Below are 20,635 nucleotides of genomic sequence, written 5' to 3'. Positions count from 1 at the left end.
GTCAGGCGAAGGCTTCCACCGGAGGGCACGAGCACACCAGATTACGGTCACCGTAGGCGCCGTCGATGCGCCGCACGGCCGGCCAGACTTTGGGCCGGAAGGCCGTGCCCAGCGGATAGGCGGCTTCCCCGCGGGTATACGGATGGTTCCAGTCGGACACCAGCAGGCATTCAGCAGTGTGCGGCGCGCCCCGCAGCGGATTGTCGTCGGCAGGCCAAAGTCCGGCTCCGACTTTGTCGATCTCAGCGCGGATGCCGATCATGGCCTCGCAGAACGCGTCCACCTCGGCCAGGCTCTCGCTCTCGGTGGGTTCGACCATCAGCGTGCCCGCCACCGGGAAACTCATGGTTGGTGCGTGAAAGCCATAGTCCGCCAACCTTTTTGCGACGTCGTCGACGGTGATGCCCGTCGATTTGGTGATACCGCGCAGGTCCAGGATGCACTCGTGGGCCACCATGCCGTTCTCGCCCGTGTACAGCACCGGGAAGTACTCGTCGAGACGGCGGGCGATGTAGTTGGCCGAGGTGATTGCGGTCAGTGACGCCGCGCGCAGGCCGTCGGCGCCCATCATCCTGATATACGCCCAGGTGATGGGCAGAATCGATGCCGAACCGTAGGGCGCCGACGAGACCGGTTGTCCCGCAGGCAGTTCCGGCGCGAACGGGTGACCCGGTAGGAACGGGGCCAAGTGCGAGCGCACCGCGACCGGCCCGACCCCCGGGCCGCCGCCGCCGTGCGGGATGCAGAACGTCTTGTGCAGGTTGAGGTGGCTGACGTCGCCGCCAAACTTGCCGGGCCGGGCCAGGCCGACCAGCGCATTGAGGTTGGCGCCGTCGACATACACCTGGCCACCGGCGTCGTGCACGGCGGCGCAGATATCGGCGATGTCGTGCTCGTAGACGCCGTGCGTGGATGGGTAGGTGATCATGAGCGCCGCCAGCCGATCGGCATGTTCGCTGACCTTGGCGCGTAGATCGTCGAGGTCGACGTCGCCAGCCCGACTAGGCTCGTCGTGACAGCCCACAACCACCACCCGCATCCCGGCAAGTGCGGCCGACGCGGCGTTGGTGCCGTGCGCGCTGGACGGGATGAGGCAGACGTCGCGGTGCGGCTCGCCGCGACTGGCGTGGTACTCGTGGATCGCCAACAGTCCGGCGTACTCCCCTTGCGAGCCCGCGTTGGGTTGCAGCGAGACCGCGTCGTAGCCGGTGATCGCCACCAGCCAGCTCTCCAGATCGGCGATCAGACGACGCAGCCCGGCACTGTCGGACGCGGGGGCGAACGGATGCTGACGCGCGAATTCCGGCCAGGTGATGGACTCCATCTCGGTGGCGGCGTTGAGTTTCATGGTGCACGAGCCGAGCGGAATCATGCTGCGGTCCAAGGCGATATCCTTGTCCGCCAGCGTGCGCAGGTACCGCATCATCGCCGTTTCGGTGCGGTATTGGGTGAACGCCGGGTGGGTCAGGAATTCCGATGTACGCGTTGCGATATCGACACGCGCCGGGTTGGTCGCCGATACGCCGAACGCGTCCAGGACTATGGCCACGTGGGCGTCGGTGGTGGCTTCGTCGCAGGCGACTGACACGTGGTCGGCGTCGACACGCCACAAGTTGACACCGTTCGCCTTGGCTGCGGCCAGCACCTCATCGGCCCGCCCCGGCACTCGGGCCAACACCGTGTCAAAGTACCTGTCGTGCACCAGTGCATCGCCGAGGGCGCCGGCGATGCGCTCCGCGTACGCGTGTGCCCGCCGAGCGATTGTCCTGAGTCCGTCGGCACCGTGATAGCTGGCGTACATGGCGGCCATTACCGCCAACAGCACCTGTGCGGTGCAGATGTTGCTGGTCGCCTTGTCGCGGCGGATGTGCTGCTCGCGCGTCTGCAGCGCCAAGCGATATGCGAGCGTGCCGTCGCTGTCGACGGATACTCCGACCAGCCGACCGGGCAGCTGACGCGCATGCCTGGCATGTACTGCCAGGTACCCGGCGTGTGGACCGCCGAATCCCATTGGTACACCAAGACGTTGGGTGGTGCCGAACGCCACGTCCGCGCCGATCTCGCCGGGCGGGGTGATCAGTGTTAGCGCCAACAGGTCGGCGCCGATGGCCACCAGCGTGCCGCGGTCGTGGGCTTGCTCCACCAAAGCGGCCCAGTCCGTGATCCGGCCGCTGGCCCCCGGAAGCTGGGCGATGACGCCGAAGAACTCACCGTCTGGCAGCCCGTCGCGCAGGTCGGCCGACACGATCTCGATGCCCAACGGTTTGGCGCGGGTAGCCAGCACCGCCGCCGTCTGGGTAAACACGTCGACGTCAACGGCCAGCCGGTTGGCCGGGCCGCGCGCTGCGCGATGCATGAGCGTCATGGCCTCGGCGGCTGCGGTGCCTTCGTCGAGCATCGATGCGTTCGCGATCTCGAGGCCGGTGAGATCGGTGACCATAGTCTGGAAGTTCAGTAGGGCTTCCAGCCGACCCTGGCTTATCTCGGGCTGGTAGGGCGTATATGCGGTATACCAGGCCGGGTTCTCCAGGATGTTGCGCACCAGCACCTGGGGTGTGAATGTGTCGTAGTAGCCCTGGCCAATCATTGACACGGCGACGGTGTTGGCATCGGCCAGGGCCCGCAGCTCCGAAAGTGCCTCAGCCTCGGTGGCCGCCGGCGGGAGCCGGTCCAGACCCGGTGCGGAGCTGCCATCGGTCAACGGATCGAGGATGCCCGTTGGGAGCGCCTTTGCTGCCAGTTCGTCGAGCGAGTCGACACCGATGACGGTAAGCATGCTGGCGATGGCCTGACTGTCCAGCGCGATGTGGCGGTCGGCGAACGTTGCATGGTCGGACCCGAAAAGCTTCGAATGTTCGGTCAAGGCGGAACTCCTGACGACTAGGCACCACAAAGGGAATGGACTCGGGGCCCTCTCCCTCTGTCTTCACCCGTTCGCCGGGCGCCTGAGAGATTCGGCGCCGCGCATGCGTCGTGGCGCCTTTCCCCATCGGCGGGTGGCAACCGCTACGGATCGTCACCGCTTTCCAGAGGCATCGTGATCTGGCGCGGTCCTGGTGCCTGAGAGGTTGACGGAGAGGTATTGCTCCTTCGGCGTCCGCAGCTGGCAGCTACAGAACTCTCCCGCGCTAGAGCGATGCATTGCCCAGTCTACTGCCGAGCAGACGCAAAGTCGCCCGGGAACGTGCGTTCCAGGGCGACTTTGCGTCTGCTCGCCGTGAGAACTCGCAGCTAGCCGATCTTGCGGTCGCGATGCTTGCGCCGGGACGCCAGCTCGTCCTCCGGGGCGGCGATCGACTCGCCACCATCGGCACGCTCGCCGTGGAAATCGGCGATGACGCCGGTCAGCTCACGCATCGCGCCCGAGACGGCTATGCCGAACACGCCCTGGCCACCCTGCAACAGGTCAACGACCTCCTCGGCCGAGGTGCACTCGTACACCGTGGTGCCGTCGGAAAACAACGTGATGTTGGCCAGATCCTGGACACCGCGCTGGCGCAAGTGGTCGACCGCGACCCGGATGTTGTGCAGCGAGATACCGGTATCGAGCAGGCGTTTGACGATCTTGAGGACGAGGATGTCCTTGAACGAGTAGAGCCGCTGGCTGCCGGATCCTGCGGCGCTGCGGATCGACGGGACAACCAGCGATGTACGGGCCCAGTAGTCCAGCTGCCGGTAGGTGATGCCCGCGATCTGGCAGGCACTCGGACCCCGGTAGCCGACCAGCTCATCGGGCACGGAATCGTCGGGGAACAATCCGGGCTGCACGGGTTGGCCCGCAACGGCGCCGTCGCCGGCACCATTGGTGGCGTGGTCAGCAAGATCCAGCTGTCCTTGACGTGGCTGCTCGCTCACGGTGCTTCCTCTCGCCGATCGCGCTCTTGTCAATAGCTGCGTCACTGGCTGCCTCGGACAGCCACGTTTTCTCAGGCCCGAGTGCTAGAGAGCATACGCTTTTCGCTTGCTGCTGTGGCCCCGGTTGATCATCGATCGTCCTCAAAGTATGGCCGCCGCCGGGGTTTGTGGACGATATCCGCCAGGCGTGTCGACCTTGCAGTGTGTGAGATGAAACTCATCCGTGACGTTTGGCCCCTAGTTCGCGGCGCATTGCAGGCGCGCTAGGTGGCGGTTTGCTCGGCAGCTCCGCTCGCCGCTGCGGCCCGTTAGGTGGCTTTGAAATCGTCGGGTGACACGCTGTCGAGAAACTCCTTGAACTTCTCCACTTCGTCTTCGCGAACAGCGCTGTCGCTCTCTTCGTCGCTCTCGTCGGGTATCAGCAAACCGGCCTGGGCGAGGACGGCCTCCTCAACGTAGATCGGAACACCGACCCGTAGTGCTATCGCAACCGAGTCGGAGGGGCGTGCCGATACCTTGATATCGCGGTCGAAGATTAAATCGGCGTAAAAAGTACCCTCCTGAAGATCGACGATCCGCACCTCCTTGAGCGAATGCCCAAGCGCTGCAATGACATCCCTGATCAGATCGTGCGTCAGCGGACGAGGTGGCTCGACGCCTTGCTGTTCCAGCGCAATGGCCGCCGCCTCCGACTGGCCGATCCAAATCGGCAGATACCGATCACCGTTGGCTTCGCGCAGCAACAGCACCGGTTGGTTCTGCGGTTGCTCGACGCGAATGCCGACAACACGAACTTCACCCATCTGTGTTTGCCCTCCGCACATGCCGCCGCCGACTGTCCGCACTCAGCACGACGACGCGGTGCCGTCGAACACCAAGCTGTCGAACGAAGTCTAGTCCTCAGCGGTGAAGAAGGTCGCGAACGGCCGACTTGATCAACGAAGTATGCAAAGTAATGGCAAGCGCGGCGACCTCACGGGCCAAGTCGTCGGCGCGGTCACGGGCGCCTGCCTTATCGGCCTTGACCAATGGGCCCGCGATCTGGGCGATCAAATCCGACTGCCGGTCGGCCGCAGACCGAAAGGCGCGCAAATGCCGCGGCTCAACACCGTATTCGGACAACGCCCGCGCGCACTGGACGATCACTACGGCGTGTTCGTCGAAGAAGCCACCGGGTCCAGGGGTAACGACGCCGGCTTTGAGCAGGGCCGCGAGGAGGTTGTCGTCAACTCCTGCACGCTCCACCAGGTCTTCGCGACTGAGTCGGACGCGGGTGGGCGACACGGCTGCGGTGTCAGATTCTGCGCGATCAGTACCGTTGTCGGCTACCGACACCAATCGCGGTACACCGTAAGGGGATCCGAATGGCGGCAACTCCCCGTCGGGCTGAGCCTCCAGCTGCGCCCTGATCACCTTCAGCGGCAGGTAATGATCCCGCTGCGCGGTGAGGATGAAGCGCAGCCGAGCGCAGTCATACGCGGTGAATCTCCGGTACCCCGATGCAGCCCGCTGCGGCGTCACCAACCCCTCGGCCTCCAGAAATCGAATCTTGGAGATTGTGACATCCGGGAAGTCCGGTCGTAGCAGGTCCAAAACCGCCCCGATCGACATCCCGGCCAGCCCGGGGCTATCGGGTGCGCTCACTGGCCTCCGGTGCCCCCCTCGTCGTCACTTTGCTTGGGTCCGGTCAAGAACACCAAGCGGAACTTGCCGATCTGGACTTCATCACCGTTTGCGAGCACCGCGGAATCCACGGGCTCGCGGTTGACGTAGGTGCCGTTGAGGCTCCCGACGTCAACGACGCTGAACTCGTTGCCTTCCAACCGGAATTCGGCGTGACGACGGCTTACTGTGACGTCGTCGAGGAAGATGTCGCTGTCGGGATGCCGGCCCGCGGAAGTGATGGGTTGGTCGAGCAGGAAGCGGGACCCCGCGTTGGGACCCCGTTTGACGACTAACAACGCTGAGCCCGCGGGGAGTCCCTCCACCCCGGATACCGCGCTCTCGGCACCGGCCTGTGCGGGAGCGTCCAGCTCGTTGAGGAAGTCGGCGCGGAAGACGGACGTCGTCTCCACGGTGACTTCGTCAGAAGTCTGGTCCTGCTCTCGGTCTGCGTCCTTGTCCGTCACCCGCTGCTCCTCACTGGCCGCTGTGGCGTTGTCTGACCGGGCCCTGCGGCCCGCTTCCCCTAGGATTTACCGCTTGTACTGCTCTTTACTGCCTAGTAGTACTTCCAAACCCTGATGACTCGACCGTACCGCGCACGGGTTGGCCGCGTGCCCTCCACTGCTGGATCGTAAGCCCGATAGCCCGGCTTCTCCTAAGCTTCTCCCGCCTTGTCGGGGGGCTTTGACACGCGCCCCCTTTGTCGCCCCCGACGCCTTCGGGACCTTAGCAATCGTCATTCGGTCAATGTGCCGCGGTAGGCCTCCGCGTCAAGCAGTGTTGCCATCGCAGACTCCAGTGCTGTGACTTCCGAGCTATCGACCTGGAGCTCCAGCAACCAACCAGCGCCGTACGGGTCGGAATTCACCAGTTGCGGATTGCCTTCCAGTTCGCTGTTGACCGCAGACACTTTGCCCGAGACCGGCGCATACAGATCTGAGACAGATTTCGTCGATTCCACTTCGCCAAACGCTTCGCCGGCGCTTACCGATGTGCCCAACCCGGGCAACTGAACAAAAACGACGTCACCAAGTGCAGACTGCGCGTAGTCGGTGATCCCGATCCGCACGGAATCCGCGCCGCTGCGGCGAACCCATTCGTGTTCGGCGGTGTAGTGCAGGTCGGGCGGGATATCGCTCACGGTGCTCCTGTTCTGGTTGCTGTTGTTCACTTGACGGGCTGAGCGTATTGGTGTGGTTTTGGTTGTCGCAAGGTGGTCACGTCTACTCGGTCTGCCTGCTGCACAAACATCCGCCCGCCAACGCGTTTGACGCTATCTTCCGCACCACCGGGAATGTTCATCGCCGCAGCAAGCGTCGGTGGATCGCCAATCGCCAGAATCGAATACGGCGGCGAAAGGGTCTTGGTGTCGATGGTCAGCGAGCCGGGATTGCCAACCACCCAGGTATCGACACCGACTCGCACGGACTGCCGCCCATCGTTGATTTCGATCGCCTCGGCACCGGCGGCGCGCAACTCGTTGATCACATCGAGCATCGCTTCCGGTGCCACGCCTGGCCCGGGATCCTCGATTTTCACCGTGACACCTGGTCCGGTGGCACCCACCGTGCCGACGAGGATGGACAGCGCCGCCAACCTGGCCTGGGCGCTTTCGATGGCGGCCTGATCGGTGTTGCCGGAGGCCTGCAACGCGTTGAGGGTGTTCTGCAGCTCGGTCACCTCGGTGTTGAGCGTGGCCTCGCGTTGCCGCAAGGAATCCAACAGCACCAACAGGTCTGCGGGCCGGGCAGTTTCCAGAGAATCTCCGGACTCCGTCTGGCGGACCTGGGTGACGATTGCGACCCCCAACACCAGGCACAGCAAGATCGCGAGCATGCCAAACACCAGACGCGAGCGACCGCCGCGCAGCATCGCGGCCGGCCCCATCCGACGCAGGGCTCCGATCTCCGGACGCGGATGGTTAGCGGGTAGTTCATGACGACCATGCCGTACGGTTCCGTCTGTTGCGGCGCCCGCCTTAGAGGTTGGCGTACCACGAGTTTGGGCTGAGGCTGGGTCGGGGGCGGGTTCTGGTGCGTCGTGGGTCATGCTGTCCTCACCGGCTCGGTCATGGCGCCGCTCCTCTCCCTCGCAAGCGGGCGGTGCCCCCACATCGCTTCCTTGCTCTGCATCGTCGCCGGTGCGGTCATGCTCCGAATAGCCGGCGTCGCAACGCGGCGGTGTTACCGAAGATGCGGATGCCCAGCACGACGATGATCGCGGTGGACAGCTGAGTGCCGACGCCGAGTTGGTCGCCGACGTAGACGATCAGAGCAGCCACCAAGACGTTGAACACGAACGAAACCACAAAGACCTTAGGGTCAAAGATTCGCTCGAGGTAGGCGCGCAACCCGCCGAATACCGCGTCTAGCGCGGCAACTACCGCAATCGGCAAATAGGGCTGGATTACCTCGGGCACGCTGGGGTGGAAAACCAAGCCCAGCACGATGCCAACGGCGAGCGCCGCGATGCCGATCATGCTTGTCGGATTCCCGTCCACAGTTGTCTCACTACGGCCCAATCTGTTTGGCGAACTTGAAATCCCGGACTGCTCCGGCAGGTAGCGCTAGACCGTCGCCCGCGTTCACGGTGACGCCCACGCCGTACGAGATCTCCAGCAGCCTAAGGCGGTGCAGACCGGGACTGCTGTCGAACACATCTTTCATCGCGTTCGGCGGCCCGACAGCGAGGATTGTGTAGGGGCTACTGATGGGATTGTTGTCGACCAGGATGGCCCCGCCGGCCTGCCGGATGGTCACATTCGGACCGATCCGGGCGCCGTCGACCGAGATGGCCTCCGCCCCACTGGCCCACAACGAGTTGACGACCAGTTGTAGGTCACGGTCCAAAATGATTTGCCGGCTGCCACTCACACGCTGTTTGGACGCGTCGGAAAGATTCGGGCCGACACCGGGGTCGGTCACGGTCACCGTCAAGCCGGGGCCAACAACAGGTGTGGTAGCAGCTGCCAGGGTGAGCGCGTCGATACGGGTCAGCAGCCGCTGCCCCTCGGCATCGTCGGCGAGCGCGGCCCGCTGCACCTCGTCGACTTTTGTTGAAAGCGCGCCACGGCTTTGGGCCAACTTGGCTGCAGCGGCCTGTGTCGAACGCACGCTCGTCGCCAAAAGCTGCTGGGCGGCCCGCATGCCGGGCGCAACCGAACGTGCCTGTGCGACCGCGGCGGCAAACACCGCCGCGACCAGTGTCGCCGCCAACGCTTGCCACATCCAGCCGACCGTGCGGGCTCTCACCGACTGCGCTGCGGCAGGGCGGCCACGTTTCGCGGCCGCGGCAGCATAACCTTGATCCAGGTGCTCCGAGAGCAGCGCGCGCAGTAGTGATGGCACCGGAATGTGCTTGGGGCGGGCCGCCGCGTGGGCGCCGTAGCCGGCGTTGGGGTCATAGCCGCCGAGCAGCCGGTCGGATTCAGCCATGGTCATCTGCTTTTTGAACCACCGGCTGGTGGGCCAGATGTTTGATCTTGGGCATCCGACGCACCACCATCGTCATCTGCACTATGTACAGCACAAACGCCCACAGGTAGGCATAGATGCCCCAGAGTAGAAACGCCCAACCGCAGGCTCGGAACACTCGGCTCCACAACGCATCCCATTGCCCTAACAACAGGATCGGAAAGCCGGCCATCAGGGCGAATGTCGCGGCCTTGCCGATATAAGTCACCGGAAGCGCCGACAATCCGCGACTCCACAGCACCGGCAGCGTCGCAGCCAGCAACGCGTCGCGCGCCAGCAACGTGACTACAAACCACCACGGCACGATCCCGCTCAGTCCCAGCACGAGTGGGACGGTAACCATGTAGAGACGGTCGACGGCCGGATCCAGCAGCACGCCCAACCGTGACGACTGGTTGAGCAGCCGAGCGATCTTGCCGTCCGCCCAATCCGAGAAGCCGCTGAACACCAGGATCGCCACCGCCCAGCCATGCACATTTGCGACCAGCATTACGTAGACGAATACCGGGATGAGCGCCAAGCGGATGAGGCTCAGCGCGTTGGGCACCGTCAGCACCCGGGTCTGTCTGAGCACCGGCTCCATGAGCCGTGACCTTAGCCCGGCGACGATGCGGTCCGCACGGCGGACCGAGGAGGAGGCGGGCAATCGGGCCGAGCCCGGCGACGATGCGGTCCGCACGGCGGACCGAGGAGGAGGCGGGCAATCGGGCCGAGCCCGGCGACGATGCGGTCCGCACGGCGGACCGAGGACGCGTTAGAGGCGAGCGTAACGCCACGGCGCTTTCCGGCTAGATTTTTCGCCGTGGCGTTACGCTCGGCGACTGGTGGGCGGCGGCCAGCCTTAACGGAACACGCCAGGCAGGCTCAGCGTGGACAGCGTGTCATCGGACAGCGGATTGTCGTTGACCATGTAGGTCCACGTCGACGTCGGGCGCGCCAGCTTGGACAGGTCCAGCCCCTGCTCCTCTTCGAGAACATTCGCGGTTTCGAACGTCTGCTGAGCAGCCTCGATCGCATCGGCGGCGAGCGACGCGAACGCGTCGACGGCCAGCCGGTGGAACTCGTCGAGGGGGTTCTGCCGGCCCAGCGCGCGCAAATGGATGCTTTCGCGAATGTCGGCCAGATACGCCAGGTGATCGGCCCAGCCGCGGTCGAGGTGGTACAGCATGATCAGACGGCAGATCTTGCCCAGCCGCTCTTCGGACAGATCTTCCGATAGCTCTTCATACCGCTTCGGCGCCAGGTCGGCGAGTTCCTCGCGAGCGGTTGCGGTGCGCAGCAATGTGTTTCGCCGGTCAACGATGATGGCGCGCTGCTGGGCAATCAATTGGTTGTAGCGCCAGGTGTTCGCGTGCACATCCAGCATCCGGCCCTCAGCGACACGCTGGGCATGGTCGAGCAGCCCGGCGGCCTTGGGGCTCACGATCCGGCCGTCCTCATCGGTATGCGCTGGCAGCTTGTTACTGTCCAGGTTGGCGGCAACGACGTCATCTTCCCAACTGGAGAAGAACACCGACGACCCCGGATCGCCCTGGCGTCCGGCCCGGCCGCGCAACTGATTGTCCAGTCGCTCGGTGTGATGCCGGCCGGTGCCCACCACGTGCAGACCGCCCAGTTCGGCGACCCGGTCGTGATCGGCCTCGTCGGATCCGCCGAGACGAATGTCGGTGCCACGCCCGGCCATCTGGGTGGACACCGTGACCGCGTCGTACTTGCCGGCCTCGGCGATTACCCGGGCTTCCTCGGCGTCGTTCTTGGCGTTGAGCACCACCGCGGGAACGCCACGCCGCAGCAGCCGCTCGTGCAGTTCCTCGGATTCGGCGACGTCGCGGGTGCCGACCAGCACCGGCTGCCCGGTCTCGTGCACCTCGGCGATGTGCGCGACGATCGCGTCGTTCTTGGCGGCGGCGGTGATGTAGACCCGATCGGACTCGTCCTCGCGGATGTTGGGGGTGTTCGGCGGTATTGGTGAGACCCCCAGTTTGTAAAACTGGCGCAACTGCTCTCCGGCGGCCAGCGCGGTGCCCGTCATGCCACACACGGTTGTGTAGCGGTTGATCAGTGCCTGCACCGTGATGGTGTCGAGCACCTCACCGGTTTCGGTGGTCTCGATGCCTTCTTTCGCCTCAACGGCGGCCTGCAGGCCGTCCGGCCAGCGCTGCAGTTGCGCGATGCGGCCGCGCGAGGCGTTGATCAGATGCACCGCGTCGTCGCGGACGATGTAGTGCACGTCGCGCTGCAGCAGCACATGCGCGTGCAGGGCGACGTTGACCTCGGTCAGCGTGGTGCCGACGTGCTCTTCGGAATACAGGTCGATGCCGCCCAGCGCCTTTTCGACCTTGCGGGCACCCACCTCGGTGAGGTGGACGTTGCGGTTGTCCGAGTCGGTGGCAAAGTACTCGTCGGCGTCGTTGTCGGCAACAAGCTCACCGACCAGCTCGATGATCTCTAGCCGGGGCGTTTCCCGGTGCGTGGTGCCCGCGAGTACCAGGGGTACCAGGGCTTCGTCGACCAGCACGGAGTCGGCCTCGTCGATGAGGGCCACGTCCGGGTTGGGCGATACCAGGTCGTCGACGTCGGTCACCAGCTGATCGCGCAGCACATCGAACCCGATCTCATTGACCGAGGCATAGGTGACGTCGCAGTCGTATGCGGCTTTGCGCTCCGCTCTTGTCGACTCGGCGGTGATCCAGCCGACGCTGAGGCCCATCGCCTCGAGCAGCGGGCCCATCCACTCCGCGTCACGGCGGGCCAGGTAGTCGTTGATGGTCACCACGTGCACGTGCCGTCCGCCCAATGCGTAGCCGGCGGCCGCGATCGCGCCGGCAAGGGTTTTGCCCTCACCGGTGGCCATCTCGATCACGTCACCGGCAAGCATTCGCAGCGCGCCCAGCAATTGCACGTCGAATGGTCGCAGCCCGGTCGTTCGTTCCGCGGCCTCCCGAGCGATCGCCAGGAATTGCGGGATGTCGTCGGAGTCCGCGAGGTCGTCGAGGTTGAGCAGGCCGGCCGCCTTGCGCAGCTTCTCGTCGTCGAGTTCGGCGGCCTTTTCGTCGAACTCCTCCGAAGCGGCGACCTCGGCCAGGGAACGGTTGCGGTCCTTTTCCGTACTGGCGCCGAGCAGCCGCCAGAATCGGCTGCTCAGACGGCCTGGTTGAGCGCGTATCGTCTTAGGCACAGCCCCACCGTACGCGACCCCCAACCGGCGCGAGCGTGCATGTTTGCCCTCGACACGCCGAGCACTGACGTACGACTGCGCACCTTCGCCGCTGGGCTTTCAAGCCAGGTTGGATCGACGCGGGTAGGCAATCGTTGGGTCGGTAAGGACGTTGACGACGGCCGGAAGACCACTGGCGAAGGCACGGTCCAGTGCCGGGCGCAGCTCGGCGGGCGCCGACACCAGCTCGCCGTGACCGCCGAGGGCGCGTACCACGTCGTCGTAGCGCGTTCCCGGCCGCAGCTCCGCCACGACCGAGTAGCCGTACAACGCCTCCATGGGATGTTTTTCCAAACCCCAAATGCCGTTGTTGCCGACCACCGACACGACCTGAATGTTGTGGCGAACCAGCGTGTCCCATTCCATGCCGCTGAACCCGAATGCACCGTCGCCTTGCAGCAGCACGACTTGGCGTTCGGGGTGGGCCAGTTTCGCGGCCAGGGCGTAGCCGGGACCCGAACCAAGGCAGCCGAAGGGACCGCTGTCCAACCAGCAGCCCGGCAGGTAGCTGTCGATCATGCGGCCGGCATAAGACCCGAAATCGCCCGCGTCGATGACGACGACGGCGTCGCGGTCCAGCAGCGAGGCCAGCTCGGCATATACCCGCATCGGATGAAGCGGAACCCGGTCATCGGCGAGTTCGGCCTTCTCGAGATCGCGCGCGGCGGTCTCTGCGGTACGAAGCTCGTCAATCCAGTCCCGACGGTCGCTTCCGCCGGGTAGGGCCAGCGCCGACAGGATCGCGGTGAGGGTCCCATAGAGCCGAGCCGCAACGGGGCGCGGATGCTCGCGGTCTGGTTCGGCGCGGTCTGCGACGATGAGCTGGGTATCCGACCCGAATACCCCACCAAAGCCCAAGCGGAAATCCATGGGCACGCCGACAATCAGCGCAACGTCCGCCTCTCCCAATGCTTTTGATCGCGCCCGCGAGAAGGCCAACGGATGGTCGGCGGGTACTGCGCCACGGGCCATTCCATTCATCAGCACCGGGATTTGCAGCGCATCGGCAAGACGCAGCAGCGCCGCTTCGGCGTGTCCCCACCAGACATTGGTTCCCGCCATGATCACCGGCCGCTGAGCCGTCGAAAGCAGGGCGGCGGCCCGGTCGAGATCGGCGTTGTCCGGGCTCGTCGCTGCGGGCAATTCGGCCAGAGCTCCTGGGCGCCCGTCGTCGTCCGACATCGAAAACACGTGGTCCATCGGGAAGTCGACAAACGCCACGCCCGACGGAGCACCCATCGCCGACCGCAGTGCTTCGTCGACAAGCCGGCCCGCGTCGTCGGCTGATTGTGCCGTGGCGGCGAACCGCGTCAGCGGCGCCACGAACGGCACGTGGTCGATTTCCTGCAGGGAGCCCATGCCCCAGCGCAGCGCCGGCGCCCGTCCGCCAAGCACGACAAGCGGCGACTGGTTCTGCTGTGCGGCGGCCATGGCGCTCATCCCGTTGGTAACCCCAGGACCTGCGGTGAGTGCGGCGACGCCCGGCACCCTGGTCACCTTCGACCAGCCCTCGGCGGCGAAGGCCGCCGTCTGCTCGTGTCGGGTGTCGATCAGCCGGATGCCTTCTTGGCGGCAGCCGTCGTAGATGGAAAACAGATGGCCCCCGGACAGCGTGAAGATCGTGTCGATACCACTGGCTTTGAGTCGGCGCGCGACGAGCTGGCCGGCATGAATCGTCTGCGCGGGGGCGGCTTCGGTGCGGATATCCCTCATATTTGGAGAGCCTATCCACCGCAGTCGGGTACCTTCGCCGAAGGATTTCTGTTCCAGCACCGGAACACCTCGCCTGTGAGGAGACACCGACCTTGGGCCCGAAACCGTTCAAGCCATCCATCGACTGGTCTAGGGCACTCCTGGATTCTTTGTATTGGACCGGCAAAGCCTGGGCGATCAGTGCCGTCTGTGTACTCGTCGTGCTGGTTCTGCTGCGTTACTTGACACCCTGGGGCCAGCAATACTGGCGGATCACCCGTGGGTATTTCGTCGGGACAACGAGCATTCGGGTGTGGCTGATGCTCGGCGTGCTGTTGCTTTCGGTGGTGCTGGCGGTGCGCCTGAACGTGCTGTTCAGCTATCAGGGCAATGACATGTACACGGCTTTGCAGAAAGCCTTCGAAGGCATCGCCTCCGGCGATGAAGCTGTCAAACGCTCAGGCGTACGCGGTTTTTGGATGTCCATCGGAGTGTTCAGCATCATGGCCGTGCTGCACGTGGCGCGGGTGATGGCCGACATCTACTTGACGCAGCGCTTCATCGTCGCCTGGCGGGTGTGGCTGACCGGCCACTTGACCCAGGACTGGCTCGACGGCAGGGCCTATTACCGGGACCTGTTCATCGACGAAACGATCGACAACCCCGATCAGCGCATCCAGCAAGACGTCGACATCTTCACCGCCGGGAGCGGGGGCACGCCGAACCAGCCCGCGAACGGGACGGCTAGCACGCTGTTATTCGGTGCTGTGCAATCGATTATTTCGGTAATTTCCTTTACGGCGATCTTATGGAAGCTCTCCGGCACCCTGAATGTTTTCGGGGTGTCTTTCCCGCGTGCCATGTTCTGGACCGTCATCGTTTATGTGCTCGCGGCCACGATCATCTCGTTTATCATCGGTCGTCCGTTGATCTGGCTGAGCTTTCGCAACGAAAAGCTCAACGCCGCTTTCCGTTACGCACTGGTTCGCTTGCGCGATGCCGCCGAAGCCGTTGGCTTCTACCGTGGTGAGCGCGTCGAACGCACCCAATTGCAGCGCCGGTTCACTCCTATCATTGACAACTACCTTCGGTTTGTTAATCGAAGCATCGGCTTCAATGGCTGGAACCTGGTGGTGAGCCAGACGATCGTGCCGTTGCCATGGGTGATCCAGGCACCTCGGTTGTTCGCGGGCCAGATCGACTTCGGTGACGTTGGCCAGACGGCGACTTCATTCGGAAATATTCACGATTCGCTGTCGTTCTTCCGCAACAACTACGACGCGTTCGCGGGTTTCCGCGCGGCCATCATCCGGTTGCACGGGTTGGTCGACGCCAATGAACAGGGCCGCGCACTGCCGGCGGTGCTGGCGCGGCCGAGTGAGGACGGGGCCGTCGAACTCAACCACGTCGAAGTACGCACGCCGAGCGGTGACGCACTGATCGACCCGCTGGACTTGCGCCTGGAACGTGGCGATTCGCTCGTCGTTACCGGACGTTCGGGGGTCGGCAAGACCACGCTGTTGCGCAGCCTTGCCGAATTATGGCCGTTTGCCTCCGGGATATTGCGCTGCCCCGACGGCGAGAACGCAACGATGTTCTTGTCACAGTTGCCGTATGTGCCGCTGGGCAATTTGCGCGCGGTGGTGTGCTATCCGAATTCGCCGGACGACATCTCCGAAGAGGTCATCAGGGACACGCTGACAAAGGTCGCGCTGGCGCCCCTAGCTGAGCGGCTGGACGAAGAACAGGACTGGGCCAAGGTGCTCTCGCCCGGCGAACAACAGCGTGTTGCCTTTGCCCGTATCTTGCTCACCAAACCGCAGGCGGTCTTTCTCGACGAAAGCACGTCGGCGCTCGACGAAGGGCTGGAATTCGCGCTCTACCAGATGCTGCGCAGCGAACTCCCGGACTGCATCGTGGTCAGTGTCAGCCATCGGCGTGCGGTTGAGCTGCTCCATGAACAGGAACTCAAGCTGCTTGGTGGCGGTGCGTGGGAGCTGGGCCGGGTGGAGAACGAGCCCGCGCCGGTGTAGCGGCCCCTGCACTCGGGCTTTACCGCGCGTGCGCCGCGGCTGCCGCGTGCGCTCCGGCCCGGCGCCCGAAGAACGACCCTTCACCCAGCTGCGTGCCGCTGGCGTAGCCCTTGCCGTCCTGAGCGATGTTGGAGGCACACGCGCCGACCGCGTACAAACCGGACACCACCGAGCCGTCGTCACGCAGGACCTCACCTTCCACTGACGTGGCCAACCCGCCGACGGTGAACCCGGCATACATCGCCTTGCCCAGCGACATATCGAAGGCTCCCCATGGCCCGTTGTCTTGCGGCGCAAGGAATTCCGGCTGCTTGTGGAAGTCTGGATCCTCGCCACGCGCGGCGTAGCTGTTGTAACGCTCCAGCGTCGCGACCAGGTTTCCCCGCGGGATGCCAAGCGCAGCTTCCATCTCATCGACGGTTTCCCACCCGTCGATCAGCGGGACCAGCGGCATCTTGGGGTGTTCCAGGTGTGCCTCGTCAACGATGAGAAAGGCCGCGCTGTCTGGCTGGTCCATGATGAATCCCGCGGTCCTGGAATGGTAGGAGTCCTCGGCGACAAACCGTTGCCCAAGCTTGTTGACGATAATCCCGGTAAGCAGAATCGACGGCGGATACGGCGGGGCCGTAATGAAGATCTGATCCAGATGCTGGGTGGCCCCGCCCGCCGAGACGCCCATTCGAATGCCAAGCCCGTCGTCGTAGGTGTTGCCGAGCACGAACGGCTTCTCGGCCAGCTTCGGGGTGTACTTGGCGACCATGTCGGGGTTCATGACGAAGCCCCCGGCGGCGATGATGACCGACTTTGCTTTGACCGCACCGGTTTCGGAGAACCGCTTCCACATCACACCGGTCACACGGGACCCCGGGCCCGAGCCGTCCACGATGAGTTCGGTGGCGCCGGTTTCGTAACGGACCTGTACGCCCAGGCTTGCGGCTCGCTTGAGGAGCAGGTCGATCACCATGCTGGCCCCGCCGGTGTCGCCGGGGACGGGCACCTTGTGACCGCGGGGCGCCGGAACCGCCATTTCGAGGAATGGCCACACCTTCTCGTTTCCGGTGTACATCAGCCCTTCGGTGTTGGGTTGGATCACCGCCTTGCCCGGGAAGAAGCTGCGCTCGAACTGGAAGCCAAGGTCCTCCAGCCAATTGAAATGCTCGACACTGCCATCGCAATAGGCACGAATCTTGGCGTGATCGGGTTGTCGTGACACCGCGACCAGGTACTTGTACATCTCCTCGGGCGAGTCGGGGTTGCAGGTCGCCTGCTGGACCGCGGTCCCGCCGCCCAGATAGAAGTGCCCGCCGGCGAGCGACGTGGTGCCGCCCGCCGCTGCGGCACGTTCCAGGACCAAGACCCGTGCCCCGGCGGCGGCAGCGCTGACGGCCGCGCAGCCGCCACCGATGCCGAAACCGATCACGACGACGTCGACCTCGTCCGACCAGGAGGTCACCGCGTCCGCATTGACCGTCGCTGGTATCTCGGTACTCATTGGCGCCACTCCCCCTCGTCGCTACGTCCCCTTCGCCGCTGCGCGGCTGGGGGTGCCCCCACCGCATCGTCGTCGGCGCGGCTCACCGCTGCTCCCGTTTTATGTACTCGTAGAACGATCTGATCTCCGGTGAGAGATACGCAATCTCGATATAGGGCACGCCCGCCTGCGGCGCCGCCACATAGGCGAAATGCATGCCACCGGGCATCACGCCCTGCTGCACGGTCACCGCGCCCTGGTCGGCGGCTCGGGCCACCGCGGCGTCGAAGCTCTCCAGGCTTGAAGCCTCCACGCAGATGTGATGCAAACCGGGACCACGCTCCCGCAGAAAGTCACTATAGATATTCTGCCCGCTAACCGGACAGATCAGCTCCAACTGCATGTCCCCGAGATAGCTCAACGAGACGCTGGCGACGAAATCGGCGGGCTTGCCCTGATAGCTGCAGGCGTCTGGAGCAAAGTGCACATCAGGTATCCGCACCCACTTTTTGGCACCTAACAGGCCGGTGAGGGTCGTTTCGGTGGCGTCCAGGTCCGTAGTTACCCATGCGATCTGTGTCGGAGACTGAACGGAAAAGTTCATCGTGTCGCAGAATAACGCACTTTGCCATAATCGGCGATGTCCGATCTCCGGACGCATGATGAACACGTTCTAATTCTGGTTGGCACGGCCATGTTGGGGGCGTTTCAATGCTGACTGAGCACGCCCACCAGCAGCCGCACCTGAGCGTCGAAAACCGCCTCAGGGTCGGTCGACGTCTCGGCGCCGTACTGCCCAAATACCTCGAGACTGATCGCGCCGACGACACCGGCCCAGAGCAGCAGACACTTGGCGACGACGCGATCATCACCGGGAAACCCGAAGTCGTGCCGTATGCGTTCGAAGTCCGATGACATCGGTTGCCGCGCTTGGTAATCGGTCAACATGATGTCGCCGGTTGCAATGCCAGCGGCGATCGCGTCGAAGAGCGCTCCGACCACGCGGGTGCCAACGCCGAGGGTGCGCTCGGGCGGTGCGCGATATCCGGGCACGGGACTGCCGTAGAGCAGCGCCCAACGCGCCGGGTGTGCGACCGCCCATCGCCGTACCGAACGCGCGATGGCCGTGACGTCATCGCTCCACAACTCGGTAACGGTGTCCTCGCGCGCCTGATCCACGGCGTCGCCCAGGTCCGCGTAACCGTCGACCAGCAGCAAGGTCAGCAGCTCGTCACGGCTAGATACGTACCGATACACGGCCGACGACACCATGCCCAAATCGCGGGCAATCGCACGCAGCGATAGGCCTGCTGCGCCGTGATCCTCCAGGTGGCGGCGACCGAGTTCGATGATCTTCGCCTCGATGTGTTCCCGCGATTCCTGGCGTTTGCCCACGCCGCCAAGTCTTACATGTACGAGAACACCGCTCTTGCATTTAGGACAAGGAGAAGCACGAATCCCCGTGTTCAGGCTGGGGAACGCAGCGCCCTAGTGTCTGGCCGCCGCGCCAGCCGCGCCGAGATCCTGACGAGCCTGCTCAGTGGCGGACTGCCATGACACCGCCGCGGGAAAGTCCCCCCAGACGCTGTTGAAGATCCCGACGATCTGCCCCGGGCCCCCGTTCGGAGCCAGATATACCGGGCCGCCCGAATCACCCTTCTGGCTGGCAACGCCACCCGTCATGGTGAACCACCCGTTGTTGACCGCATCGACGGTCCCGCAGGTTTCACCGGTGCTGATGCCGAAATGGCAGACCGGTTGGCCGGGCGCCAGGACCGCACCAGGACTCGATATCAAGGCACGTCCGCCCGGCAGGATGTTGTTCATCGCGACGTTGTCGGCCAACGCAATGGCCTCGTAGTCGTCGATCGGCTCGTCGGTGGCCACGGTCGAGCCGCTGGGTGTGCTGTCCCGGAAGGCCGCGAGATGGCCAATGACATTGTTGTCCCTGTCGGTGACGGTTCCTGCTCCCCGACAATGCCCGGCGGTATACGCCATTCGCAGACCCGGGTCGACATAGGCCAAAGTGCAGACGTGGCTGTCCTGGTGGATCTCCATGCCGGGAAACACCAATATCGGGTCGGCGCCGGCGGTTGGGGATGAATACCCCGAGGCCAGAGCCGCGACTGCAACCGATGCGGTCAATGCGCGCAGTGCCAGGCGGCGCACTATGAACTCCGATCCGTCAAGGCCGGCATGGCGCCGTCCACAGGTTGAGGTGACGGCGTAACTTTGCCGACGCTGAGCTTTTCGCCCGGGGCTCGCCCAGCGTTACCGCGACGTTGCCGCCGGGACCGCATCACGGGTTCTAGCGACGGCACGCGGCTCCCAGCCCGGCGGTCCGAAGACGAAGCCCAACCGATCCCGCAGCCGTGTTGCCGACCGCCAATCGCGGGCAATCGCCGCGTATTCGCGGGTTTGCAGTTTCCAGATGTTGAAAGTGTCGACCCGCTTGGTCAGGCCGTAGTGCGGTCGGAACGACTCCGCCTGGAAGCTGCCGAAAAGCCGGTCCCAGATGATGAAGATGCCGCCGTAGTTCTTGTCGAGGTACACCTTGTCCATCCCGTGGTGAACCCGGTGATGTGAGGGCGTGTTGAAGACGAATTCGAACGGCCGCGGTAGCTTGTCGATCCGTTCGGTGTGCACCCAGAACTGATAGATCAGATTCAACGACCAGCTGAAGAACACCATCCAGGGCGGAAGCCCTAGCAGCGGCAACGGAACCCACAGCAGGACCTCCCCGCTGTTGTTCCACTTCTGACGCAAGGCGGTGGCGAAGTTGAAGTACTCACTGGAGTGATGGGCCTGGTGAGTCGCCCAGATGAGCCGAACCCGGTGGGCGATGCGGTGATAGGTGTAATAGAGCAAGTCGACGCCCAGGATGGCGATGACCCACGTGTACCACTGGCTCGCCGGCAGGTGCCAGGGCGCTACATAGGCATAGAGTGCGGCATAACCGAGCAGGGCCAGCGTCTTCCAGCCGGCGGTGCTGGCGATCGACACCAGGCCCATCGAGATGCTCGCCATGGAGTCGCGGGTCAAGTATGCCCCCGACGCCGGCCGCGGTTGGCCGGTGTTGGCATCGGTTTCCAGGGTCTCGAAGCGTTCCAGCTTACGCGCCGCCATCCACTCGAGAGTCAGCAGCAGCAGGAAAAACGGGATGGCGAACAACACCGGGTCCCGCATTAGCGGGGGCAGCGCGGACCAGAACCCTGCTAAGAAATCCACA

Annotated in this window: 18 protein-coding genes and 2 riboswitches; of the genes, 1 reads left to right on the top strand and 17 read right to left on the bottom strand. The window is 64.4% G+C overall.

The genetic code is table 11. The features are described from left to right. Position 1: 1 nt before the first annotated feature. The 12 genes from gcvP to AADZ78_RS13555 all read right to left on the bottom strand — a co-directional run bounded on the left by gcvP (position 2) and on the right by AADZ78_RS13555 (position 13,914). Entirely contained in the window at positions 2 to 2,863 is a 2,862-nt protein-coding gene (gene gcvP, locus AADZ78_RS13610) for an aminomethyl-transferring glycine dehydrogenase (protein ID WP_085249354.1), read from the bottom strand. A 47-nt stretch (positions 2,864 to 2,910) separates the two neighbouring features. Beyond that, a riboswitch (glycine riboswitch) is annotated at positions 2,911 to 3,038 on the bottom strand. Beyond that, positions 3,039 to 3,136, bottom strand: a riboswitch (glycine riboswitch). A 95-nt stretch (positions 3,137 to 3,231) separates the two neighbouring features. Further along, positions 3,232 to 3,855, bottom strand: coding sequence for a MerR family transcriptional regulator (locus AADZ78_RS13605; RefSeq protein ID WP_085249353.1), 624 nt, complete (start codon positions 3,853 to 3,855; stop codon positions 3,232 to 3,234). Between the two features lie 308 nt (positions 3,856 to 4,163). Continuing rightward, positions 4,164 to 4,658, bottom strand: coding sequence for a bifunctional nuclease family protein (locus AADZ78_RS13600; RefSeq protein ID WP_085249352.1), 495 nt, complete (start codon positions 4,656 to 4,658; stop codon positions 4,164 to 4,166). 97 nt (positions 4,659 to 4,755) lie between these two features. After that, positions 4,756 to 5,499 carry a MerR family transcriptional regulator gene (locus AADZ78_RS13595; protein ID WP_085249351.1) on the bottom strand — a complete coding sequence of 248 codons (744 nt, stop codon included), beginning with the start codon at positions 5,497 to 5,499 and terminating at the stop codon, positions 4,756 to 4,758. Continuing rightward, positions 5,496 to 5,984: a glycogen accumulation regulator GarA gene (garA, locus tag AADZ78_RS13590; protein WP_085249350.1), complete on the bottom strand. Its 489-nt coding sequence runs from the start codon at positions 5,982 to 5,984 to the stop codon at positions 5,496 to 5,498. Before garA ends, AADZ78_RS13595 begins: the two co-directional genes overlap by 4 nt. A gap of 272 nt (positions 5,985 to 6,256) precedes the next feature. Then, positions 6,257 to 6,661 (bottom strand): glycine cleavage system protein GcvH, encoded by a 405-nt coding sequence (gene gcvH, locus AADZ78_RS13585; protein WP_085249435.1) that lies wholly within the window; start codon positions 6,659 to 6,661, stop codon positions 6,257 to 6,259. Positions 6,662 to 6,687: 26 nt separating this feature from the next. After that, complete coding sequence (locus AADZ78_RS13580) at positions 6,688 to 7,569, bottom strand: DUF881 domain-containing protein (RefSeq protein WP_085249349.1); 882 nt, start codon at positions 7,567 to 7,569, stop codon at positions 6,688 to 6,690. Between the two features lie 97 nt (positions 7,570 to 7,666). Then, on the bottom strand, positions 7,667 to 7,999 hold the full coding sequence (locus AADZ78_RS13575) for a small basic family protein (protein ID WP_085158732.1): 333 nt from the start codon (positions 7,997 to 7,999) through the stop codon (positions 7,667 to 7,669). 31 nt (positions 8,000 to 8,030) lie between these two features. Continuing rightward, positions 8,031 to 8,954, bottom strand: coding sequence for a DUF881 domain-containing protein (locus tag AADZ78_RS13570; protein ID WP_085249434.1), 924 nt, complete (start codon positions 8,952 to 8,954; stop codon positions 8,031 to 8,033). Further along, entirely contained in the window at positions 8,947 to 9,576 is a 630-nt protein-coding gene (locus AADZ78_RS13565) for a CDP-alcohol phosphatidyltransferase family protein (protein ID WP_085249348.1), read from the bottom strand. The genes AADZ78_RS13570 and AADZ78_RS13565 overlap by 8 nt, the downstream gene beginning before the upstream one ends. Positions 9,577 to 9,834: 258 nt before the next feature. Further along, entirely contained in the window at positions 9,835 to 12,171 is a 2,337-nt protein-coding gene (gene secA2, locus AADZ78_RS13560; RefSeq protein WP_085249347.1) for an accessory Sec system translocase SecA2, read from the bottom strand. Between the two features lie 99 nt (positions 12,172 to 12,270). Further along, positions 12,271 to 13,914: an acetolactate synthase gene (locus AADZ78_RS13555; RefSeq protein ID WP_139828555.1), complete on the bottom strand. Its 1,644-nt coding sequence runs from the start codon at positions 13,912 to 13,914 to the stop codon at positions 12,271 to 12,273. Between the two features lie 101 nt (positions 13,915 to 14,015). On the opposite strand from AADZ78_RS13555, the gene AADZ78_RS13550 reads away from it, so the two are divergent. Continuing rightward, positions 14,016 to 15,935 (top strand): ABC transporter ATP-binding protein/permease, encoded by a 1,920-nt coding sequence (locus tag AADZ78_RS13550; RefSeq protein WP_085249345.1) that lies wholly within the window; start codon positions 14,016 to 14,018, stop codon positions 15,933 to 15,935. Between the two features lie 19 nt (positions 15,936 to 15,954). Here AADZ78_RS13550 and AADZ78_RS13545 read toward each other — a convergent pair whose 3' ends face one another. The 5 genes from AADZ78_RS13545 to AADZ78_RS13525 form a co-directional block, all read right to left on the bottom strand. Then, positions 15,955 to 17,427 carry an FAD-binding protein gene (locus AADZ78_RS13545; RefSeq protein WP_085249344.1) on the bottom strand — a complete coding sequence of 491 codons (1,473 nt, stop codon included), beginning with the start codon at positions 17,425 to 17,427 and terminating at the stop codon, positions 15,955 to 15,957. 82 nt (positions 17,428 to 17,509) lie between these two features. Then, a complete protein-coding gene (locus AADZ78_RS13540; RefSeq protein ID WP_085249343.1) occupies positions 17,510 to 18,010 on the bottom strand; it encodes a VOC family protein in 501 nt (166 codons plus the stop codon). 104 nt (positions 18,011 to 18,114) lie between these two features. Beyond that, complete coding sequence (locus tag AADZ78_RS13535) at positions 18,115 to 18,801, bottom strand: TetR/AcrR family transcriptional regulator (RefSeq protein WP_085249342.1); 687 nt, start codon at positions 18,799 to 18,801, stop codon at positions 18,115 to 18,117. 93 nt (positions 18,802 to 18,894) lie between these two features. After that, positions 18,895 to 19,575, bottom strand: coding sequence for a hypothetical protein (locus AADZ78_RS13530; protein WP_139828545.1), 681 nt, complete (start codon positions 19,573 to 19,575; stop codon positions 18,895 to 18,897). Between the two features lie 102 nt (positions 19,576 to 19,677). Further along, positions 19,678 to 20,634, bottom strand: coding sequence for a sterol desaturase family protein (locus AADZ78_RS13525; RefSeq protein ID WP_204903403.1), 957 nt, complete (start codon positions 20,632 to 20,634; stop codon positions 19,678 to 19,680). Between the last annotated feature and the right edge of the window lies 1 nt (position 20,635).

Origin of the sequence: Mycobacterium riyadhense (assembly GCF_963853645.1) — a bacterium.
Classification (GTDB): domain Bacteria; phylum Actinomycetota; class Actinomycetes; order Mycobacteriales; family Mycobacteriaceae; genus Mycobacterium; species Mycobacterium riyadhense.
Note: the sequence above shows the minus strand (reverse complement) of the source record. Positions and strands in the feature narration are given on the sequence as shown.

Excerpts from the sequence above, each read along its gene's own strand:
- AADZ78_RS13600 (WP_085249352.1), bottom strand. The coding sequence starts at position 4,658 with ATGGGTGAAGTTCGTGTTGTCGGCATTCGCGTCGAGCAACCGCAGAAC.
- AADZ78_RS13580 (WP_085249349.1), bottom strand. The coding sequence starts at position 7,569 with ATGACCCACGACGCACCAGAACCCGCCCCCGACCCAGCCTCAGCCCAA.
- AADZ78_RS13575 (WP_085158732.1), bottom strand. The coding sequence starts at position 7,999 with ATGATCGGCATCGCGGCGCTCGCCGTTGGCATCGTGCTGGGCTTGGTT.
- AADZ78_RS13570 (WP_085249434.1), bottom strand. The coding sequence starts at position 8,954 with ATGGCTGAATCCGACCGGCTGCTCGGCGGCTATGACCCCAACGCCGGC.
- AADZ78_RS13565 (WP_085249348.1), bottom strand. The coding sequence starts at position 9,576 with ATGGAGCCGGTGCTCAGACAGACCCGGGTGCTGACGGTGCCCAACGCG.
- AADZ78_RS13545 (WP_085249344.1), bottom strand. The coding sequence starts at position 17,427 with ATGAGTACCGAGATACCAGCGACGGTCAATGCGGACGCGGTGACCTCC.
- AADZ78_RS13540 (WP_085249343.1), bottom strand. The coding sequence starts at position 18,010 with ATGAACTTTTCCGTTCAGTCTCCGACACAGATCGCATGGGTAACTACG.